15 protein-coding genes, 12 tRNA genes and 2 rRNA genes are annotated in these 19,599 nt (G+C 46.6%); 26 read left to right on the top strand and 3 right to left on the bottom strand.

Annotation, left to right across the window (positions count from 1 at the left end; translation table 11 throughout):
• From AB4114_RS28515 to glmS, 22 genes are all read left to right on the top strand, one after another.
• Positions 1–136 (top strand): 23S ribosomal RNA (locus AB4114_RS28515); the annotation flags it as partial.
• 69 nt (positions 137–205) lie between these two features.
• Positions 206–322: ribosomal RNA gene (gene rrf, locus AB4114_RS28510) — 5S ribosomal RNA — on the top strand.
• A 5-nt stretch (positions 323–327) separates the two neighbouring features.
• Positions 328–403 (top strand) — tRNA-Asn (locus tag AB4114_RS28505).
• A 2-nt stretch (positions 404–405) separates the two neighbouring features.
• Positions 406–481: transfer RNA gene (locus AB4114_RS28500), tRNA-Thr, on the top strand.
• 16 nt (positions 482–497) lie between these two features.
• Positions 498–569: transfer RNA gene (locus tag AB4114_RS28495), tRNA-Glu, on the top strand.
• 18 nt (positions 570–587) lie between these two features.
• A tRNA-Val gene (locus tag AB4114_RS28490) sits at positions 588–663 on the top strand.
• A 12-nt stretch (positions 664–675) separates the two neighbouring features.
• Positions 676–748: transfer RNA gene (locus AB4114_RS28485), tRNA-Thr, on the top strand.
• Positions 749–757: 9 nt separating this feature from the next.
• A tRNA-Gln gene (locus AB4114_RS28480) sits at positions 758–832 on the top strand.
• An 18-nt stretch (positions 833–850) separates the two neighbouring features.
• Positions 851–926 (top strand) — tRNA-Lys (locus AB4114_RS28475).
• A 19-nt stretch (positions 927–945) separates the two neighbouring features.
• Positions 946–1,025 (top strand) — tRNA-Leu (locus tag AB4114_RS28470).
• A 38-nt stretch (positions 1,026–1,063) separates the two neighbouring features.
• Positions 1,064–1,138 (top strand) — tRNA-Gly (locus AB4114_RS28465).
• Between the two features lie 9 nt (positions 1,139–1,147).
• Positions 1,148–1,224 (top strand) — tRNA-Arg (locus tag AB4114_RS28460).
• A gap of 26 nt (positions 1,225–1,250) precedes the next feature.
• Positions 1,251–1,324: transfer RNA gene (locus AB4114_RS28455), tRNA-Pro, on the top strand.
• 16 nt (positions 1,325–1,340) lie between these two features.
• Positions 1,341–1,411 (top strand) — tRNA-Gly (locus AB4114_RS28450).
• A gap of 448 nt (positions 1,412–1,859) precedes the next feature.
• On the top strand, positions 1,860–4,646 hold the full coding sequence (ppc, locus tag AB4114_RS28445) for a phosphoenolpyruvate carboxylase (protein WP_441991497.1): 2,787 nt from the start codon (positions 1,860–1,862) through the stop codon (positions 4,644–4,646).
• A gap of 118 nt (positions 4,647–4,764) precedes the next feature.
• Positions 4,765–5,634, top strand: coding sequence for a DMT family transporter (locus AB4114_RS28440; RefSeq protein ID WP_441991496.1), 870 nt, complete (start codon positions 4,765–4,767; stop codon positions 5,632–5,634).
• An 80-nt stretch (positions 5,635–5,714) separates the two neighbouring features.
• Positions 5,715–6,311 (top strand): RNA polymerase sigma factor SigW, encoded by a 597-nt coding sequence (gene sigW / locus AB4114_RS28435; protein ID WP_441991495.1) that lies wholly within the window; start codon positions 5,715–5,717, stop codon positions 6,309–6,311.
• 69 nt (positions 6,312–6,380) lie between these two features.
• Positions 6,381–6,986, top strand: a complete 606-nt coding sequence (locus AB4114_RS28430; protein WP_441991494.1) for a zf-HC2 domain-containing protein — start codon at positions 6,381–6,383, stop codon at positions 6,984–6,986.
• Positions 6,987–7,154: 168 nt separating this feature from the next.
• Positions 7,155–7,976 carry a diadenylate cyclase CdaA gene (cdaA, locus tag AB4114_RS28425; RefSeq protein WP_173119988.1) on the top strand — a complete coding sequence of 274 codons (822 nt, stop codon included), beginning with the start codon at positions 7,155–7,157 and terminating at the stop codon, positions 7,974–7,976.
• Entirely contained in the window at positions 7,969–9,213 is a 1,245-nt protein-coding gene (locus AB4114_RS28420) for a CdaR family protein (protein ID WP_441991493.1), read from the top strand. Before cdaA ends, AB4114_RS28420 begins: the two co-directional genes overlap by 8 nt.
• 30 nt (positions 9,214–9,243) lie before the next feature.
• Entirely contained in the window at positions 9,244–10,584 is a 1,341-nt protein-coding gene (gene glmM, locus AB4114_RS28415; protein ID WP_441991492.1) for a phosphoglucosamine mutase, read from the top strand.
• A 456-nt stretch (positions 10,585–11,040) separates the two neighbouring features.
• Positions 11,041–12,870: a glutamine--fructose-6-phosphate transaminase (isomerizing) gene (glmS, locus tag AB4114_RS28410; RefSeq protein WP_441991491.1), complete on the top strand. Its 1,830-nt coding sequence runs from the start codon at positions 11,041–11,043 to the stop codon at positions 12,868–12,870.
• An 83-nt stretch (positions 12,871–12,953) separates the two neighbouring features.
• On the opposite strand, the gene AB4114_RS28405 is transcribed toward glmS, so the two are convergent.
• Positions 12,954–13,082, bottom strand: a complete 129-nt coding sequence (locus AB4114_RS28405) for a hypothetical protein (protein WP_441991490.1) — start codon at positions 13,080–13,082, stop codon at positions 12,954–12,956.
• A 228-nt stretch (positions 13,083–13,310) separates the two neighbouring features.
• On the opposite strand from AB4114_RS28405, the gene AB4114_RS28400 reads away from it, so the two are divergent.
• Positions 13,311–13,634: a metal-sensitive transcriptional regulator gene (locus AB4114_RS28400; protein WP_441991489.1), complete on the top strand. Its 324-nt coding sequence runs from the start codon at positions 13,311–13,313 to the stop codon at positions 13,632–13,634.
• 86 nt (positions 13,635–13,720) lie between these two features.
• Here the strand turns inward: AB4114_RS28400 and AB4114_RS28395 are convergent, their stop codons facing one another.
• Positions 13,721–13,879, bottom strand: coding sequence for a hypothetical protein (locus AB4114_RS28395; protein WP_171638530.1), 159 nt, complete (start codon positions 13,877–13,879; stop codon positions 13,721–13,723).
• A gap of 342 nt (positions 13,880–14,221) precedes the next feature.
• Between AB4114_RS28395 and AB4114_RS28390 the strand changes: the two genes are divergently transcribed.
• Genes AB4114_RS28390 through AB4114_RS28380 form a run of 3 tightly spaced genes read left to right on the top strand, consistent with a single transcriptional unit; the run spans position 14,222 to position 17,776 of the window.
• A complete protein-coding gene (locus tag AB4114_RS28390) occupies positions 14,222–14,422 on the top strand; it encodes a copper ion binding protein (protein WP_441991488.1) in 201 nt (66 codons plus the stop codon).
• 11 nt (positions 14,423–14,433) lie between these two features.
• On the top strand, positions 14,434–16,887 hold the full coding sequence (locus tag AB4114_RS28385; RefSeq protein ID WP_441991487.1) for a heavy metal translocating P-type ATPase: 2,454 nt from the start codon (positions 14,434–14,436) through the stop codon (positions 16,885–16,887).
• 19 nt (positions 16,888–16,906) lie between these two features.
• The gene (locus tag AB4114_RS28380; protein WP_441991486.1) at positions 16,907–17,776 is read left to right on the top strand and encodes a hypothetical protein; all 870 of its coding nucleotides are present in this window, start codon (positions 16,907–16,909) and stop codon (positions 17,774–17,776) included.
• Positions 17,777–18,259: 483 nt separating this feature from the next.
• On the opposite strand, the gene AB4114_RS28375 is transcribed toward AB4114_RS28380, so the two are convergent.
• Complete coding sequence (locus tag AB4114_RS28375; protein ID WP_441991485.1) at positions 18,260–19,486, bottom strand: BNR-4 repeat-containing protein; 1,227 nt, start codon at positions 19,484–19,486, stop codon at positions 18,260–18,262.
• Positions 19,487–19,599 lie beyond the last annotated feature (113 nt).

Below are 19,599 nucleotides of genomic sequence, written 5' to 3'. Positions count from 1 at the left end.
TAAGCGCGAAGCCCCCCTCAAGATGAGATTTCCCAGTATGTAAGACCCCTTGTAGACGACGAGGTTGATAGGTTCGAGGTGGAAGTGCGGCAACGTATGCAGCTGACGAATACTAATCGGTCGAGGGCTTAACCAAAATTCCTAAGTAATACTTTACGTTRMGTTTCGTATCTAGTTTTCAAGGCGCAAACAAACGCTTTGACTGTTTGGTGATGATGGCGGAGGGGACCCACGCGTTCCCATCTCGAACACGACCGTTAAGCCCTCCAGCGTCGATGGTACTTGAACCGCAGGGTTCTGGGAGAGTAGAACGTTGCCAAGCATTGTTCCCTGATAGCTCAGTTGGTAGAGCACTCGACTGTTAATCGAGTTGTCACAGGTTCGAGTCCTGTTCGGGGAGCCATTGCTTCCATAGCTCAGTCGGTAGAGTGCATCCATGGTAAGGATGAGGTCACCGGTTCGATTCCGGTTGGAAGCTCCAGTAATTTTTTAAGTAAGGCCCGTTGGTCAAGTGGTTAAGACACCTCCCTTTCACGGAGGTAACAGGGGTTCGAGTCCCCTACGGGTCACCTTTTTTCATTTCCCATGGAGGCTTAGCTCAGCTGGGAGAGCATCTGCCTTACAAGCAGAGGGTCGGCGGTTCGATCCCGTCAGCCTCCACCATTAACTTTATATGCCGTTGTAGCTCAACTGGTAGAGCAACTGACTTGTAATCAGTAGGTTGGGGGTTCAAGTCCTCTCGACGGCATGTTATTATTGGGGATTAGCCAAGCGGTAAGGCAACGGACTTTGACTCCGTCATGCCAAGGTTCAAATCCTTGATCCCCAGCCATTTTTTTTTACAACACATGAGTCATTAGCTCAGTTGGTAGAGCACCTGACTTTTAATCAGGGTGTCGTAGGTTCGAATCCTACATGACTCACCATTTGCCTTATTTACAACATGCGCGTATGGCGGAATTGGCAGACGCACTAGACTTAGGATCTAGCGGGTGACCGTGGGGGTTCAAGTCCCTCTACGCGCATTAAATCCTCACTTGTATTCATACAATTGAGGTACCCTGCGGAAGTGGCTCAGCGGTAGAGCATCGCCTTGCCAAGGCGAGGGTCGCGGGTTCGATCCCCGTCTTCCGCTCCAAAGTTTTATGCGCCCTTAGCTCAGCTGGATAGAGTATTTGACTACGAATCAAAAGGTCGGGAGTTCGAATCTCTCAGGGCGCGCCATTCTTCATTATAAGTTATAAACGTATCGGGACGTAGCTCAGCTTGGTAGAGCACCTGCTTTGGGAGCAGGGGGTCGCATGTTCAAATCGTGTCGTCCCGATCATTTCTTAAACTACGCGGGCGTAGTTTAATGGTAGAACTTCAGCCTTCCAAGCTGATCGCGCGGGTTCGATTCCCGCCGCCCGCTTACCAAGAAAGAGCCGCCTCCGGGTGGCTTTTTCTTTTATCAAGGGAATTGAACCAAGGGTTCGACCGTCCGTATAATCATCTATGAAACAACCCAAATAGGACGAGCGTCCAAATATACCGCCAGTGGCTTCCGTAGGAAGCAATTTAAATCCGGATTTGGAGTATTCCMGCCGCCMGCTTACCAAGAAAGAGCCACCTTCGGGTGGCTTTTTCTTTTATCCCAATATAGCGTCTAACTCCTTCTAATTAGGAAATAATACAAATCAATGCAGCACAGAATCTTATCAATACATTTATTACCACCGAAAAACGTACGGTATTTTTATTTTAATACTATGTGTAGCGGACAGATTGTGGTAAAATATTCTGAAATGAGTTTTTATAGCGACTAGCTTTTGCAGAGAGAAGCATTAATGCATCATAGTGAATAGATGGGGTGGAGAGTCATGGTAGAGAGTGAGATCGTCCAACAAAAACAAAGTACGAATAACCTGCTGCGTAGAGATATTCGGTTTCTTGGACACATACTAGGCGAAGTTCTTGTACATCAAGGCGGCAATGATCTGCTGGATGTCGTTGAACGAATTCGCGAAATGAGCAAGTCGTTAAGAGCACACTATGTCATTGAGATCTATGATGAGTTTAAGAAAACGATATCTTCACTAGATCCGGAAATTCGCCATCAAGTGATACGCGCTTTTGCTATATACTTCCAACTAGTTAATATTGCTGAACAAAACCATCGGATTCGCCGTAAACGTGACTACGAGCGCTCATCAGGGGAATCTGTACAACCAGGTTCGATTGAAAGCATCGTACAAGAGCTTAAGAATACGAATGTTCCTTATTCCGAGGTACAAGAAATACTTAAAGCGATCTCTCTAGAGCTCGTAATGACGGCTCATCCAACGGAAGCTATGCGTCGTGCAGTGCTTGATATTAATCTACGCATCTCTGACGATATGATGAAGCTGGACAACCCTAACTTAACGTACCGTGAGCGTGAACAATTGCGTGAGAAGTTGTTGGGTGAAGTGCTTAACTTGTGGCAAACCGATGAGCTGCGTGATCGTAAACCAACGGTAATCGACGAAGTGCGTAACGGTTTGTATTATTTTGACGAGACGTTATTCGATGTATTGCCAGAAGTGTACCATGAGCTTGAGCGTTGTCTAAATAAATACTACCCAGAAGACAAATGGCATGTACCGTCTTTCTTGAAATTTGGATCTTGGATCGGCGGAGACCGTGACGGAAATCCATCTGTTAGAGCGAATGTGACATGGGAGACGCTTGGTCTACACCGCCAGTTGGCTTTGCAGAAGTATGAGGAAATCCTAAGAGAATCTTTAGCACACATGAGCTTTAGCAAGAACATTGTGAATGTGAGCGAAGCTCTAATCGATTCGATCCAATGTGATCGTGAAGCGATGGGGAATGTTCAGGATGTATGGCGCAATGAGAAAGAACCATACCGCATCAAGACAACTTATATGATCGATAAGATTCATAATACGGGCAATGCGAATGTTCCTGCTGCACAGAAGTACAATAGCCCTGAAGAGTTTATTCAAGATTTGCAAGTTATGGAAACTAGTTTACGTGCGCATTTTGCAGACTATGTGGCTGATAAATATATTAAGAAGTTAATACGCCAAGTTGAGTTGTTTGGTTTCCACTTAGCTGCTCTAGATATCAGACAGCATAGTAAAGAGCATGAGAATGCGATGACGGAAATTTTGGCGAAGATGGGTATTACGCCGGATTATAGCAAGCTTTCGGAAGATGAGAAAATTTCACTGCTCACGAATGTTTTGAATGATCCACGTCCTATCACGTCTACGTACTTGGATTACACGGATGGTACGAAAGAATGCCTAGATGTGTATCGCACAGTAGGTAAAGCGCAGAAGGAATTCGGACGTAATTGTATTAATAGTTACTTGATTTCGATGACGCAAGGTGCAAGTGACATGCTTGAGGTTGTTGTGTTTGCCAAAGAGGCGGGCCTATACCGCAGAGAGAGCGATGGAACCGTTACGAGTACTGTTCAGTCTGTTCCGCTTTTTGAAACGATTGACGACCTGCACGCGGCGCCTGGTATCATGAGCACATTGTTAGCGATCCCTGCATACCGAGATAGCCTTGATCCTGAAACACAGATGCACGAAATTATGCTGGGCTATTCCGACAGTAATAAAGACGGCGGTGTGATTACAGCGAACTGGGAGCTGCGTATGGCGCTTCAAGATATCACAGAAGCGGCGAAGAAATTCGGCGTGAAGTTGAAGTTCTTCCATGGACGTGGTGGTGCACTCGGACGCGGCGGCATGCCACTTAACCGAAGCATTCTAGCTCAACCGGTTGAAACGCTTGGTGGCGGCATCAAGATTACGGAGCAAGGTGAAGTTCTATCTTCCCGTTATTCCCTGCAAGGGATTGCTTACCGTAGTTTGGAGCAGGCAACATTTGCTTTGATCACAGCATCGAAGCTGTCCCGTTCTCCACAAAGACACCCGCTTGAAGATAAGTGGGAAAACATTATGCGTGGTATTTCGGAGCAAGCACAGACGAAGTATCAAGATCTTATTTTCAGAGACGAAGACTTCTTAACGTTCTTCAAAGAATCTACACCGCTACCGGAAATTGGCGAGCTGAATATCGGTTCCCGTCCATCTAAGCGTAAAAATAGCGATAAGTTCGAAGATTTGCGTGCGATTCCGTGGGTATTCTCATGGACGCAAACAAGATACCTGCTACCAGCATGGTATGCAGCGGGCACAGGCTTGCAAAGCTTTGCTCAAGGCAATGAAAGCAACCTAGCGGTTCTCAAAGAGATGTATGAGGATTGGTCATTCTTCCGCACAATGATTGATAATCTGCAAATGGCATTAGCGAAAGCAGATCTTCTCATCGCGAAGGAATACGGCAGCTTGGTGAAGGAGTCCGCGATTGCAGAGCGTATTTTCAATCTGATCAAAGACGAGTATGAGTTGACGTCCTCGATTATTTTGCAAATTACAGGTCAGCAAGAGATTCTGGATAATGTTCCTGTCATTCAAGAATCCATCAAATTACGTAACCCATACGTGGATCCGCTTAGTTACATGCAGGTTGAGTTGCTTACTGAGCTGCGTGCACTGAGAGAAAACAATGAAGACGATGCGATTCTGCTTCGTGAAGTACTACTTACAATCAACGGGATTGCCGCGGGACTTCGGAATACGGGCTGATCCTTACGACAACATAAGAAATCACCAGGATGATAAAGTCGGGGGCTTGCAGCAATGCAGGCAGCTCGGCTTTTCCTGTAATTTACGGGAATTGCCCAAGTCAGGGGGGCGCGGCAGCATGGGGCGATGGTTGGCAATAGTCCTTGTCCTTATTGGGGCTTCAAGCTACGGCTTGCTTTCTTCATATATTAAAATGGCCTATGATCAAGGTTTCACAGATGGACAAATTACACCTGCTCAGATGACGATGGGGACCGTATTCGTATGGGTATTGATTCTTTTTCACAAAAAGTCGTGGGTAAATCCGTTTAGAGGTCCTTGGATCAAGTTGGGGTTGATTGGTATTTTTGGACTGTCGTTAACGACGGTCGTGTATAATATTGCGCTGCAAGAGTTAGATGCTTCCTTATGCATTATTCTTCTCTTTCAATTTACGTGGATGACGATTGCTATGGATTGTATCGTGAAACGGAGATTGCCTAAACGCATGGAAGGGATTGCGATTGCGCTAATTCTGGCAGGGACGATTCTTGCGGTGAATGTGTTTGATACCAACTGGGGAGAGCTCAGTATTCTGGGTATACTATATGGACTTATCTCTGCGTTAGCGTATAGTGTTTTTCTGTTTTTCACGGGACAAGTCGAAAGTTCACTGCCTCCGCTCATGAATTCTGCGATCATGCTGACGGCTGCGCTGCCGATTATATACGTTTTGTATCCGCCGACGGTTTTTGTTCATGACAATGGTGGTATGCTGTTGCTATGGGGGTTGCTGCTCGGGTTCCTAGGCCAGGTTGTACCGACCGTTTCATTTAATATCGGAATTCCCAAGATCGGAAGTGCACTTGCAGCCATGCTTGGATCTGTAGAGCTTCCAGTGGCTATTCTTGCGGCTTATTTACTCATTGGGGAACCGATTTCGGGGTTACAATGGGGAGGCATGGCCCTGATTCTAGGTGGAATTATAATTTCTGAAAACAAATCGTAATTTCTGCGTATATAGTAGTAGAGGGAATTTTAATATCAATAAATGGTTGTTGAATTGTCGAGAAGCCGGAGGAAAACCAATTGAACTTTGTTGAAGCACGACTGGCTAAGCTGGCCAGTAATGGGGATCGCAATGCTTTTGCAGAGCTCGTGGAGCTCTATAAAGACAAGATCTTTCATTTGGCTTACCGCATGCTGAATAACAAGCAAGAAGCCGAAGATGCCGTGCAAGAAACGTTCTTGCGCGTGTATACGAATTTACATCGATATGATGAGAATCAGAAGTTTTCGACGTGGATTTTTCGAATCGGGACAAACTTATGTATTGATAAGCTGCGACGAAGAAAGCAAACGTATTCGCTGGATGCTGAAATGACAGATGGCGAAGGCAATGATTATTATGCGATGCTACCTAGCGATGAGGATACACCAGAGAAACAACTGATGGTCTCTGAAACGCAGGCACAGATTCACCGAGCGATTGAGACGCTGCCAGAGAAATATAAATCGGTTGTCATTCTCAGGTATCTGCACGATATGTCACTACAGGAAATTAGTGATGTGCTCGACATGCCCGTCACCACGATCAAAACGCGTGTCCACAGGGGGCGGGAGTACTTACGAAAACGACTGGAGCAGGAGGAACAAGTTGTTAGTACAAATCCTGTTCGAATCTGAAACATATTTGAAATCAAAACGTATGGTATATCACAATATGCAAAAGTCTAAGAAAGGGGTGGCTGTAACGTGAATTGTAAAGAAGCCCTCCCGCTCATACATGAATATCTCGACGRTGATTTACCAAAGACGGATGCTCTACCTTTGAAAGAACATTTGATAGCCTGTCAGGCGTGTCATAACACTTTCAAACAGCTGGAGAAAACGGATGCTTTGGTTAGAATGCTGCCCTCCATTAAAGTACCTGATACGTTAACTGCACAGATTATGAGCGGCTTACCACCGATGAAAAAGAAGAATACCTGGACGGATTGGATTCGCAGACACCCTGCTGTATCGGTTGCTGTGGTTTTCGGAACGGTCATGTTCGGAAGCTTCATATCGATGTGGGATGACGATCAGAATCTTATGGTGCAGGGAAGTAACCTTCAGGATGTCGTTATTCAAGGGGATACAGTGATTGTGCCGCAAGGACATACTGTAAATGGTGATCTTGTGGTCAAACGCGGGGAACTGAAGGTTGAAGGCGATGTAACGGGGAATGTCGTCGTGATCGATGGTTCAGTCAACCTAGCCTCAACGGCGCACATTTCTGGAGAAGTCAAACAAGTCGATGAAGCATTGAGCTGGGTCTGGTACAAATTAGGTGAATTCGTAGGAAAAATCACGCCATAACGGAATGTCCCCTTATAGCTGAGACTATAGGGGGCTTTCTTCGTTTTTTACATAGGAAAAATGAACCAATTCTCGCGCGATGAGTCTAGATAAATAGAAGTATACTTAGCTTTATGTTATGATTCCTATATAGAGAGAACTTTGTTTAGTCGCCTGGGGGAGAATACAATGGATTTGCTCACGAGCATCTCGGCTAAGGATATTGTCGATATACTCATCGTTAGCTATGTGATTTATAAATTGATCCTAGTGGTGCGTGGGACAAGGGCTATTCAACTGATGAAGGGTATCCTGGTGGTCGTCATTACCTGGGTCATTAGTATTTGGTTTCAGTTAAGTACACTGCAATGGATGGTGAATCAAGCCTTTACGTTCGGGGTGCTTGGGGTTATTATTATTTTCCAACCGGAGCTAAGACGAGCCTTGGAGCAGTTAGGTCGAGGTAAGATATTCGGGAGTCGATCTTCTTCAGAAGAGGATCAAGATGTGAATAAAAGAATCAGCGAAGTGATTCGGGCTGCAAATTATTTGGCCAAACGTAAAATTGGAGCTTTGATTGTGTTTGAGAAAGATACGGGACTTACCGACTATGTCGAATCCGGTATTGCCATAGAGAGCAAAATCAGCGGAGAGCTGTTAATTAATATTTTTATCCCAAATACCCCTCTGCATGATGGCGCAGTTATTATTCGGCAAGGGCAGTTGATGGCCGCGGGTTGTTATTTGCCTCTGTCTGAAAATCCTTTCATTTCGAAAGAACTGGGGACTCGGCATCGTGCAGCGATCGGTATGAGTGAAGTTTCGGATGCGATGTGTGTGATTGTTTCGGAAGAGACTGGTCAAATATCACTAACGATGAACGGACATATCGTACGGGATATTAAAGAGGAATCGTTGATTTCTAAGCTTTTTGAAGAGTTAAAGCCTAAAGCGAAAACAAATGAAAAGAACCCTTTCATGAAATGGTGGGGAGGGCGTTCGAATGGATAAATGGTTACGTAATACAAACGTGGTACGGATTGTTGCGCTTGTTGTCGGGATACTGCTATGGGTAGTCGTCCATATGGAAGAAACGAATATATCCGGGAACACAGCGCTTCGTGAGCGAGTGGAAACGATTAATAATGTCTCTATCACAACCAAATATGATGAAACGCACTACTTCATCTCGTCGATGAATCCCGCGAATGTACAGGTGATTCTGAAAGGGAAGGAATCGTCCGTTAAGAAAGTGACGGCAAGCAATACGTATCAAATTCAATTGGATTTGACGCAGGTCGGCAAAGGCGACCATCAGGTTACCCTTTCACCGGTAGGGATACCTTCAGATGTGGGTGTGGAGATCGTTCCTAGAACGGTCCACGTCGTGATTGAAGAGCTGCAGATGAAAGAAGTACCTGTCGTCATTAATGTCAAAGGAACGCCTGCAGCAGGCCTCAAAGCGGGACAACCTATTGTGAAGCCAGGCAAGGTGTACATTACGGCACAGACGAGTAAACTCGATCAGATTGAGAATGTCCGCGGCGAGGTATCTGTGGATAAAGCACAATCAGCGGTGACGAAGCAGGTCAGATTGCAGGCTTTTGACAAGGAAGGCAAAGAAGTAACCCTTAACATTAATCCTTCGGTCGTCGATGTCGAGGTGCCTATCACAAGCCCGTTCCAAACCATTCCGTTGCAGATCAAAGTAAGCGGTGAACCTCCTGCAGGATTTGCTATCGCAATGATCACGCAAACCCCTGATAAGGTGACCGTATACGGCGCACAAGATGTCGTAGACCGCCTAGAATTCTATCAAGGGCCGCAGCTTAGTCTGCAGGATGTGAAGGAAACGAAAGATTTTTCACTGGACATTCCTCTCAGGAATAAAGTAACACAATTAGATCCTGCGAAGGTCACGGTTCATGTCGAGGTTGTGCCTTCAATCACGAAAGCTGTAGAGAACATACCGATTACGATTATTGGTCAAAATGAAAATTACGAAACCAAAGTGACGCAGCCAGCCTCGGCTACCTTGAATATTACGGTAGAAGGTGCTCCTGCCATTATTGATCAATTGAAAGTTCAAGATATTCAAGCGATACTAGATGTTAGTAATTTGCCACCTGGTAAGCATGAATTGAAAGTAACTTTAAATTTGCCTACTTTCGTGAAGTTAGGACTTCCGCAAGAAGTGAAGGCGATCGTAGAAATCAGCGAGAAAAATGTTAAAGCAGCAAAGCCATAATGGGGAATAGAGAAAGAGGAGAATACAAAAATGGGGAAATATTTTGGTACAGATGGTGTGCGTGGTGTCGCGAATGGCGAACTCACACCAGAATTGGCTTATAAGGTAGGACGCTGCGGTGGTTATGTGTTAACAAGACAGGCTAAACATCCGAAAGTCGTGATCGGGAGAGATACACGTATTTCGGGGCCAATGCTGGAAGCATCCCTTGTAGCAGGATTGTTATCGATTGGTGTTGAGGTCATTCGTATTGGTGTGGTGAGTACGCCAGCGGTTGCTTATTTGACGAAAAAGCTAGGCGCAGACGCAGGCGTTATGATCTCCGCTTCCCATAATCCGGTTGAAGATAACGGGATTAAGTTCTTTGGAGGCGACGGCTTCAAGCTATTGGATGAGACGGAGCTTGAGATTGAACAGCTGCTCGATGCAGCGGTGGATGAACTTCCTCGCCCGGTTGGCGGCGAGATCGGTACGGTTTCGGATCAGCCAGATGCGAAGCACCTTTATCTGGCGTTCTTAAAGGAGACGGTATCGAAGTCATTCGAGGGCGTGAAGGTTGTTCTTGATTGTGCGAATGGCTCAGCCTATGAGCTGGCGCCTTTGATTTTCCGCGAGCTCGGAGCGGAAGTAATCACCATCGGCGCGGAGCCGAATGGGCGCAACATCAACGATGATTGCGGATCCACTCACCCCGAGATGCTACGCGCCGAGGTGGTTAAGCATGGCGCAGCCATCGGGCTGGCTTTTGACGGCGATGCGGATCGTCTGATCGCGATCGATGAGAAGGGCGATGAAGTCGACGGCGACTTCATCTTGAGTATCCTTGGCGATGCGCTGAATCGCAAAGGGAAGCTGAACCACGGCACCATTGTGACGACGGTGATGGCGAATATTGGCTTTTTCAAAGGCATTGAAAAAGCGGGCTTGAAGGCTCTGCAAACGGCTGTAGGCGATCGCTACGTGATGGAAGAAATGCGTAAAGGCGGCTACAACCTAGGCGGGGAGCAGTCGGGTCATGTTATTTTCTTAGATTACATCTCGACAGGTGATGGCATTCTAACGGCTTTGCAATTGGTAAATACGCTAGTTGAGTCCGGGCGCAAGCTGAGCGATTTGAAAGGGATTATGCGTAAATTCCCGCAATTGCTTGTTAACATCCGTGTAGCGGATAAAAGCAAGTTGAAGGACAATGCAGTAATCGAAGAAGCGATCCGTAAAGTTGAAGATGAGCTTGGCGATAACGGCCGCGTGTTGGTTCGTCCTTCAGGCACAGAGTCCTTGATTCGTGTTATGGCGGAAGGCCCAGACAAGGAACAAGTGGAAGCATACGTTCACGATATTGCGAAGGTAATTCAAGAGCAATTAGTCTAATTTCATAGGTTGCTAGTCCCTCATTTTGCTAGAAAATAGGGAGATGGGGGATCCGGCATGCCAAAAACAAGTTGCATTACGGGGTCAAAATGCATATGATGAAGTTACTCAAGAAGGAAAGGCAGGGCAGAGGTTGTTAGTACTAAATAGCGCCAGAACTCGCAAGCGGGACGGAAATGTAGCCAAACGGCTGCTACTACGCGGTGAGTTGACGAGGTGAAGGTGTTCGAAACATTCGGCGGGGACCTTCCGGCACGAGGAGTGCCGTTAAGTTGGAGAGCAAAATCGTTCGGGCGACCGGGCAGACAAGTATCCAACATCTATTAATGTTTTTTAACATATACACGTAATGATCGCCCTTATAAATGCTTTATTTAGTTATGTTTGATAGTGAATTGAGATCCTTGACAAACAGCCCTTGTAGAAGAGGCTTATAAAAATTTGGAGGTTGTAACTATGTGCGGTATTGTTGGTTATATTGGAAAGCGTAATTCTCAGGAGATTCTATTGGAAGGCCTCAAAAAGCTAGAGTACAGAGGCTATGATTCTGCTGGGGTTGCGGTGTATACGGCGGATGGATTGCAAATTAAGAAGGCTAAAGGCCGTATTGCGAACTTAGAGTCGAAGCTGGATGAAACGCCATTGAACGGAAGCGTTGGCATCGGGCACACACGTTGGGCGACACATGGTAAGCCATCGGACGTGAATTCGCATCCACACACCGATAATTCTTTGAAATTCTCCGTTGTGCATAACGGGATTATTGAGAATTATATTACGCTGAAAGAAGAGTTGATCGCGAAAGGCCATGTTTTCGTATCGGAGACGGATACAGAGGTTATTTCGCATTTGATCGCGAGTTTGTACGAGGGCGATATCCTCAAAGCGGTTCAGAAGGCCGTGAAGCACATGACAGGAGCGTTTGCGCTTGGTGTTTTGACAGAGTTCGAACCAGACCGCCTCGTTGCTGTGCGTCAAGCTAGCCCGCTTATTATCGGGATTGGCGAAGGCGAGAACTTCATTGGTTCAGATATTCCAGCGATTCTAGAGTATACACGTAACGTGTTCATTCTGAATGATGGCGAAATGGCGCTATTAACGCGTGATGCTGTCGAATTAATGACGTTAGAGGGGAATTTTATTTCCAGGGAAATGTTCCATGTCGATTGGGACATTGTTACGGCGGAAAAAGCCGGATTTGATCATTTCATGTTGAAAGAAATCTATGACCAACCGAAGGCGTACCGCGATACGATGGGAAGTCGTATTTCGCCTGACGGTAAGAGTGTGATGTTGAATGAGCTTACGATTACGCCGGAGGCGATTCGTAATATCAGTCGTGTGCATATCGTCGCGTGTGGTACAGCATTCCATGCTGGTATGGTTGGAAAGTATATCATTGAGAAAATGGCGCGTATTCCGGTGGAAACGGATGTAGCGTCTGAATATCGTTATCGTTCCCCGATTATCACAAAGGATACGCTTGTGATTGTCGTAAGCCAATCCGGTGAAACGGCGGATACGTTGGCAGCACTTCGTGAGGCGAAACGTTGTGGCGCACATGTGTTGGCTATTACGAATGTTGTAGGAAGTTCCGTTGCGCGTGAGGCGAACGATATCATTACAACATGGGCAGGACCGGAAATTGCGGTAGCTTCGACGAAAGCGTACACGTCGCAATTGATCGCGTTCTACCTCTTGGGCTTGCACCTAGCACAAATACTGGGCACGCAAACGCCTGAGGAAATTGCTGAAGTGATTGCAGCGATGAAGGAATTGCCTGCGCAAGTTAGCCAGATCCTAGAGCAAGCTGAAGCTTTGAAGGTTGTTGCTGAAGAGATGGCAAAGCATGATAATCTGTTCTTTATCGGCAGAGGCTTGGATTATGCGGTAGCGCTTGAAGGCTCCTTGAAGTTGAAAGAGATCTCGTACATTCACTCCGAGGCGTATGCAGCGGGTGAGTTGAAGCACGGTACGCTTGCGTTGATCGAGGATGATATTCCGGTGATCGCGTTAGCAACACAACACGAGCTGCTGGAGAAAACCGTGAGCAATATTAAAGAAGTGAAGGCGCGCGGCGCGAACGTGCTGGGTATTGCTGTGGAAGGTGAGACGGAGCTGCAGAAGTCAGTTGATAGTACGTTCATTATTCCAAAAACGTTGGATGTATTGACGCCTGCGTTGTCTGTCATTCCTTTGCAGTTGTTGTCTTACTACGCGTCGTTGGCGCGTGGGAATGACGTTGATAAGCCTAGGAATTTGGCGAAGAGTGTGACGGTGGAGTAGGATAAATCATATTCCTCCTTATATTATTTATATCAAATCGAACGATCCTGAGACATATCTCAGGATCGTTTTTTTGTTAAAGTCTAATGCACCAATTGCTCTAAATCAGGCTGCAGTTTATTTCGCAGCACATAGAGCATGACCGCCCCGACCAAGAAGGCAACGGCATCCGCGATAACGAGCGACCAGACAACACCATGGAAGCCATTCATATGATTTTTTCGGCTTCAGCAACGCGATTTGGATCCTGTCTATCGTTGTGGCTTTCCTTGCATTCCTAACCTTATTCCTTTCGATGAAAAACCGTAGGGCTATGGTGTCAGCACCTGTAACGCCGAAGCCGATTGGATAAACGATGACGTTAGTATGGGTTGTGTTTTATTCCGTTTGCATAGGGTGGGGGGCTATGATAAAATGCAATCAATAAAGGAGTGATTGGGATGACGGAGGAGAGCAACTCACACGACATGTGTGCAACTTCAAGCGAACGAAAGAGTCACCATTCCGATAAAGCCAAGAGTAATCTAATCACMCGATTGAACCGGATCGAGGGGCAAATTCGTGGGGTTAAGGGGCTTATTGAGAAAGATACGTACTGTGACGATGTGCTGAATCAGATTTCATCCATCCAATCCGCGTTAAATGGGGTAAGTAAGCAATTACTTGAGCATCATATGAAAAGCTGTGTGATTGATCGCATCCAAGAAGGCGATGAAGAAGTAATAACCGAGTTATTAACAACGATCAATAAACTCATGAAATGACGGATCTGATCTGGGGATCATACCAACGTAGCTAAAAGGACTTCACCAAATAGGTGAGGTCCTTATGTGAGTTAAACGCTATGTGCTTATTTCTTGATAAGGTTCAACTTAATCGCCTGTTGTTCCGTTAGAATAAACTCCTGTTGAGGCCAAATATCCTCATCTTTATCTCTGCCGAAGAGACGAAGGAGCTCTAGCCACACGCCCTTTTCTATAGCCTCTGCAGCTGTGATCATGATCTTCATAATAAAACACCTCCTGTGTTTTATTTACACGGATTTATTGCTTTTTAAACGAATTAGGCAAGATGTTCCGAAGGTGTTCTATGGAATAGGATATGCGCAAGGGTATGAATTCATCCTCGTAAAGTCAGATATAACCGAGAATCGTATAGGACTGTGGGAACACATGTGCATGCCTAGGGAACCCCTCAGACAAAATTAATTTCCGACTTGACTAATATAGGGTAGGGGGGTATACTAAAAACAAGATCTGGTTGTTGAACAATTTCCAGTTGGCCATACTGAAGTAGTCGGTAACCTTTTACCAAGAAGAATTAAATTCAACATATAAAGGAGAATGAAACGATGCAAAATGTAACGTTGAAAGTAGCAGGCATGTCCTGTAACCACTGTGTGAATTCCGTTGAGGGTGCTTTGAAAACAATAGGTGCTTCAGGGAAAGTTGACTTAGCGAACGGAACGGTCCATGTGGAATTTGATGAAAATAAGCTGACGCATGATGCGATTAAAGAAGCGATTGAAGAGCAAGGCTACGACGTCAACTAAAAGAGGTGTAGATGATGGAAAATGCTGATGCTGCAACAAATACGAAGCAAACATCACTGCAGATAACGGGAATGACATGCGCCGCTTGTGCGAATCGCATTGAAAAGGGTTTGAACAAGCTGGAAGGGATCACGGAAGCCAATGTTAACTTCGCGATGGAGCGAGCAACAGTAACTTATGATCCTAATCGAATCGATGCTGCGAAGATGGAACAAAGCATTCAGAAGCTAGGCTATGACACGGCGAAGGAAGCCGTTGATTTGCAGCTTGAAGGCATGACCTGCGCGGCTTGTGCCCAACGGATTGAGAAGACCCTAAACAAGTTGCCTGGTGTGAGAGCAGCTACGGTAAATTTTGCAATGGAAACGGCCCATGTCGTATACAATTCAGCCGAGCTTGCGGTATCGGATATGCAGAAGCGGGTGGAGAAACTCGGTTACAAAGCGATCCCAAAACAAGAGCAAGGCGACCCCTCAGAGCATAGGCAGCAGGAGATTAGTAAGCAAAAGCGCAAGCTTCTGTTATCTGCGATCTTATCGTTGCCGTTGCTGTGGTCGATGGTCAGCCACTTTTCGTTTACTTCATGGATTTGGATACCGGAATTGTTCATGAACCCGTGGTTTCAATTGATTATGGCAACGCCGGTTCAATTCTACATTGGTAGACAATTCTACGAAGGTGCTTATAAAGCGCTGCGAAATGGCTCTGCCAACATGGATGTACTGGTTTCACTGGGGACTTCAGCCGCCTACTTCTATAGTCTGTATTTGACGATCGACTGGGTGATCGGTGGCGCCAGCATGCATCATGGGCCGTCTCTGTACTATGAAACAAGTGCTGTGCTGATTACGTTAGTCATCATGGGCAAATTGTTTGAATCTCTGGCTAAAGGACGGACATCAGAAGCGATTAAGTCTTTGATGGGGCTGCAAGCGAAGACTGCGCTGGTTATCCGCGAAGGCCAAGAGCTCAACATACCCATTGAAGAAGTGGTGACGGGGGATATCGTGCTTGTCCGTCCAGGAGATAAAATTCCGGTAGACGGAGAAGTGCTAGAAGGTCAATCCTCTGTTGACGAATCGATGCTCACCGGAGAAAGTCTGCCCGTAACCAAGAAACCTGGTGATGCGGTAATCGGAGCAACCATCAATAAAAATGGAAGGCTTCGCATGCAAGCGACCAAGGTTGGGAAAGATACTGCACTGGCACAAATTATTAAAGTCGTCGAAGAAGCGCAAGGTTCGAAAGCACCGATTCAACGGGTAGCCGATGTTATTTCGGGGATATTCGTTCCCATTGTTGTGGGTATTTCACTTGTCTCCTTCCTAGTCTGGTATTTCATCGTGACGCCGGGCGATTTTGCTGGGGCTTTGGAGAAAGCCATAGCCATCTTGGTTATTGCCTGTCCTTGTGCGCTGGGCTTAGCGACACCGACTTCGATTATGGCGGGATCAGGGCGCGCAGCCGAACTGGGTATTTTGTTCAAAGGCGGCGAGCATCTGGAGAAGACCCATCAGATTGATGTAATCATTTTAGATAAAACAGGTACAGTCACCCAAGGAAAGCCAGCACTTACCGATGTGTACGCCGAAGGTGACGAAGCCGAATTCCTACGGCTTGTAGGCGCCGCGGAGAGAAACTCGGAGCATCCCCTCGCAGAAGCGATTGTTGCAGGGATTAGAGACATGGGTATTGAACTAACCGCCGTAGAATCATTCGAAGCTATCCCTGGGTATGGTATTAAAGCTGTCGTTGAAGGGAAAGAGCTACTCATCGGGACGCGGCGTCTCATGGAGCAATTCGGTGTAGATGTGAAGGAAGCTGATGACGACATGATGTCGAAGCTGGAGGAGTCCGGTAAAACAGCGATGCTTGTTGCCATTGATAAAGGGTACGGGGGTATAGTAGCTGTAGCCGATACCGTGAAAGAAACGTCACATGCCGCGGTTAGCCGTTTGAAGGCTATGGGCCTACAGGTCATCATGATCACTGGTGATAACGAGCGGACAGCCAGAGCGATCGCAGCTCAAGTGGGTATTGAGCATGTTCGTGCGGAGGTTCTACCCGAAGGCAAAGCGGAAGAAGTGAAAAAACTTCAAGCGCAAGGAAAGAAAGTGGCGATGGTTGGAGATGGTATTAACGATGCACCGGCGCTAGCGACGGCTGATATCGGGATGGCGATCGGAACGGGTACGGATGTGGCCATGGAGGCTGCCGATGTGACACTCATGCGCGGGGACTTAGCCAGTATTCCGGATGCGATCTACATGAGCCGCCAAACGATGCGCAACATCAAACAAAATTTGGTCTGGGCACTCGGATACAACACGTTAGGTATACCTATTGCTGCGCTTGGCTTATTAGCGCCTTGGGTGGCGGGCCTAGCCATGGCATTAAGCTCAGTTTCTGTTGTTCTTAATGCACTGCGTCTTCAACGTGTGAAGATCCATAAAGAATTGACCTAAATATAGGAGAGAGTAGCGCATGTATATGCATAAAATAGGGCTTATCTCAGCTATGCTCGCGGTACTGTTTCTGAGCGCATGCGGCAGTGTCAGAGAAGCCTCCTCGAGCAAGAGTCAGCATGGCAGCCATGAGGCAGCCTCCAGCCCAGCAAGTGCCGATGGACATAGTGGACATGGGGGCGAAACGCCGAAGGCATCCCCGAAGGTGAACGCATCGTTCACCTTCGGATCGACAAGTCTGAAAGCGAATGAGAGTTCAGAATTAACGATCCAAATTGCGGACGCTGCCGGCAAACCAGTTACTGATTTTCAAGTAAATCATGAGAAGTTACTGCATTTGATAATTGTGAATCACAATCTATCGTCCTTTCAACATATCCATCCGACTTACCAAGGAAATGGCAAGTTTACGGTCAGCACAAGCTTCGATGCAGGTGGGGATTATAAGCTCATTGCTGATTTTATTCCTAGTGGCGGAACGAGCACTACGCTCAGTCAATGGGTGAAGGTTTCCGGTAAAGAGGCGGAACATACCGTGCTTAAAGCGGATGCCAAGCTTCAGCAAGTGGTTAGCGGCAAAGCTGTTGAACTTTCCTTGAGCAGTTTGAAAGCCAACGAAGATGTTACGCTTAGTTTTATGATTCGAGACGCTCAGACGAACAAAGAGATCACGAATCTGCAGCCTTACTTAGGCGCTGTAGGCCATGTTGTGATTCTGTCAGCTGATGCCGAGCAGTACATTCATGTACATCCGCTTGAGGAGAAGGCGACGGGGCCTATTGCTAAGTTCGCAACCTCATTCCCAGAAGCGGGAGTCTATAAGCTGTGGGGACAGTTCCAACATAACGGAGAGGTGTTTACAGTGCCTTTCGTCGTTAATGTGAAATAAAAGACCATATACGCACAAGAATAAGCCCTTTCGTCCTTCCATAAGAAGGATGGGGGCTTATTTAAATTTGAGGGTTTAGGGCTTCCCTTTTACACTGGAATAGTCGAATGTGCACGTAGTGAGGGTTATAGTTCGAATTTACCCACCTATTAGTGATCGTTCGTGGAGATTCGTACGAGTAGTTCGATTTCCCCCAATTAAAATGCCCTAAACCAGCTGTCACTGTGAAAATCTGTCGATTAGTTCGGAAAAATCGAATTATCGTGCGATTTTTGGTCTACTTGTTGTTTTTAAGTAGGATGTTTCGGACTATTGGCTCTTGGTTAGTGTGTTCAGTAGATTAGGCAGGCAGCTGCTGCTTGGTGAACGGTCGGGTTATGCTCCGCTTACTAGGCCATCATCGTTTGGTTATAAGGCGCCTATTCTCACTATCCCTTTGGCTAAGAATAAAAAAGCCTAAATAGAATGATCGAAATCCTATTCCTATCGTTTCCCCGTAACCGACTTCATCTTCAAAGCCGTCTCATAGTTAGTAAAATGAACATAATCCCCATGCATCCACAGAAGGAGCGCATCTTCTTGCCCGTTGTTCTTGGCTAGGACGGGTCTCACGTTGTTGTGAGAAGAACCGGTAGTCACGGCTGTTGAATCCCACGTTTTACCATAATTGGTCGTGTGCCAATGCTCAATTTCGAATATCCCATTGACTGAACGCGACAGATATACGTTGGCCGGGTTGTCATGATCCAGTATAAGGCCGCCCGAGTAGAAGGGCTCCCGTTCCACGGCGCCTTGCTCGGTCTGCGGGAACCAGGACCCGCCGACTGTCATTTCATGACTCTCCCAGGAGTCGCCGTTCCAATAGCTGTACCAATAACGGTGGTCTGTATTGGCGTGGAAAACGGCGTATACGATAGCGGGATGCCCTTTGGCATCCACGGCAATATCCCAGATCCAAGCCTTCGCACCATGCAGGGTTCCGTCGAACACGACATCGGCTTCACGGGGAAGCATAGGCAGATTAGCTAGTGATTTAATGGTTGAACCGTCCGCATGAGAGAGGTTGCCATCTTGGATGCAACCGCAGTAGATGCTGTTGTGCGGTTCTATATTGGGGTGTCCGTCGGTAAAAGCAAACCAGATGGTATCCTCGCCATTGCTTGTATATTTGACGTAGGGGCGGGCTCCTTCTCCCATGATTAAGGTTTGAGGTTCCGACCATGTCCCCTCTTTATCGGGTAAGGAACTGAAATTGGGTTTGAAATTACCGCCACGCCAGAACAAATACTGCTTGTGTTCCTGACGGAGATGAATCGGATTGGGGTATGTATATCCATGCATGCCGCTCGTATTCTCTGGAAGTTCTTGCTCAGCGCCAAAGGATGCGATTTCCTCTGCCGTTTCCATTTGACGGTAATACATCGTCTTTCCATTATGAGCAGAGTAGTAGATAATTGCACGTCCATCGGTAGGGATATACAGCGAGGGATTCGCATGATCATCTTTCTGCAAACTTGGCTTAATCATAAGGGAGTTAACTGAACCGTCACGATGATCATAGGTACCGATCATGACGTGGCCCTGTTTCGTTAACCATCCGACATAGGTTCGGTCCTGCTGCCCGACATAACGGACTGCTCGTGGGTCAGCGAAGAAACACCACGCCCCATCCTCAGTAAAACTTAAATGATGTTCTCCTCGCATAGCCATCCATTCCTCCTTCATATGCTTTTCGTCCCTTCATGCATTCGGACGCGGGATACGTGGAAATGTCCGGAATTTCCTACATTCTACATCATCCATTCTGAGCTGTGAAGTTCGAA

It is taken from the genome of Paenibacillus sp. 2RAB27, assembly GCF_052115445.1.
Lineage (GTDB): Bacteria > Bacillota > Bacilli > Paenibacillales > NBRC-103111 > Paenibacillus_E.
Note: the sequence above shows the minus strand (reverse complement) of the source record. Positions and strands in the feature narration are given on the sequence as shown.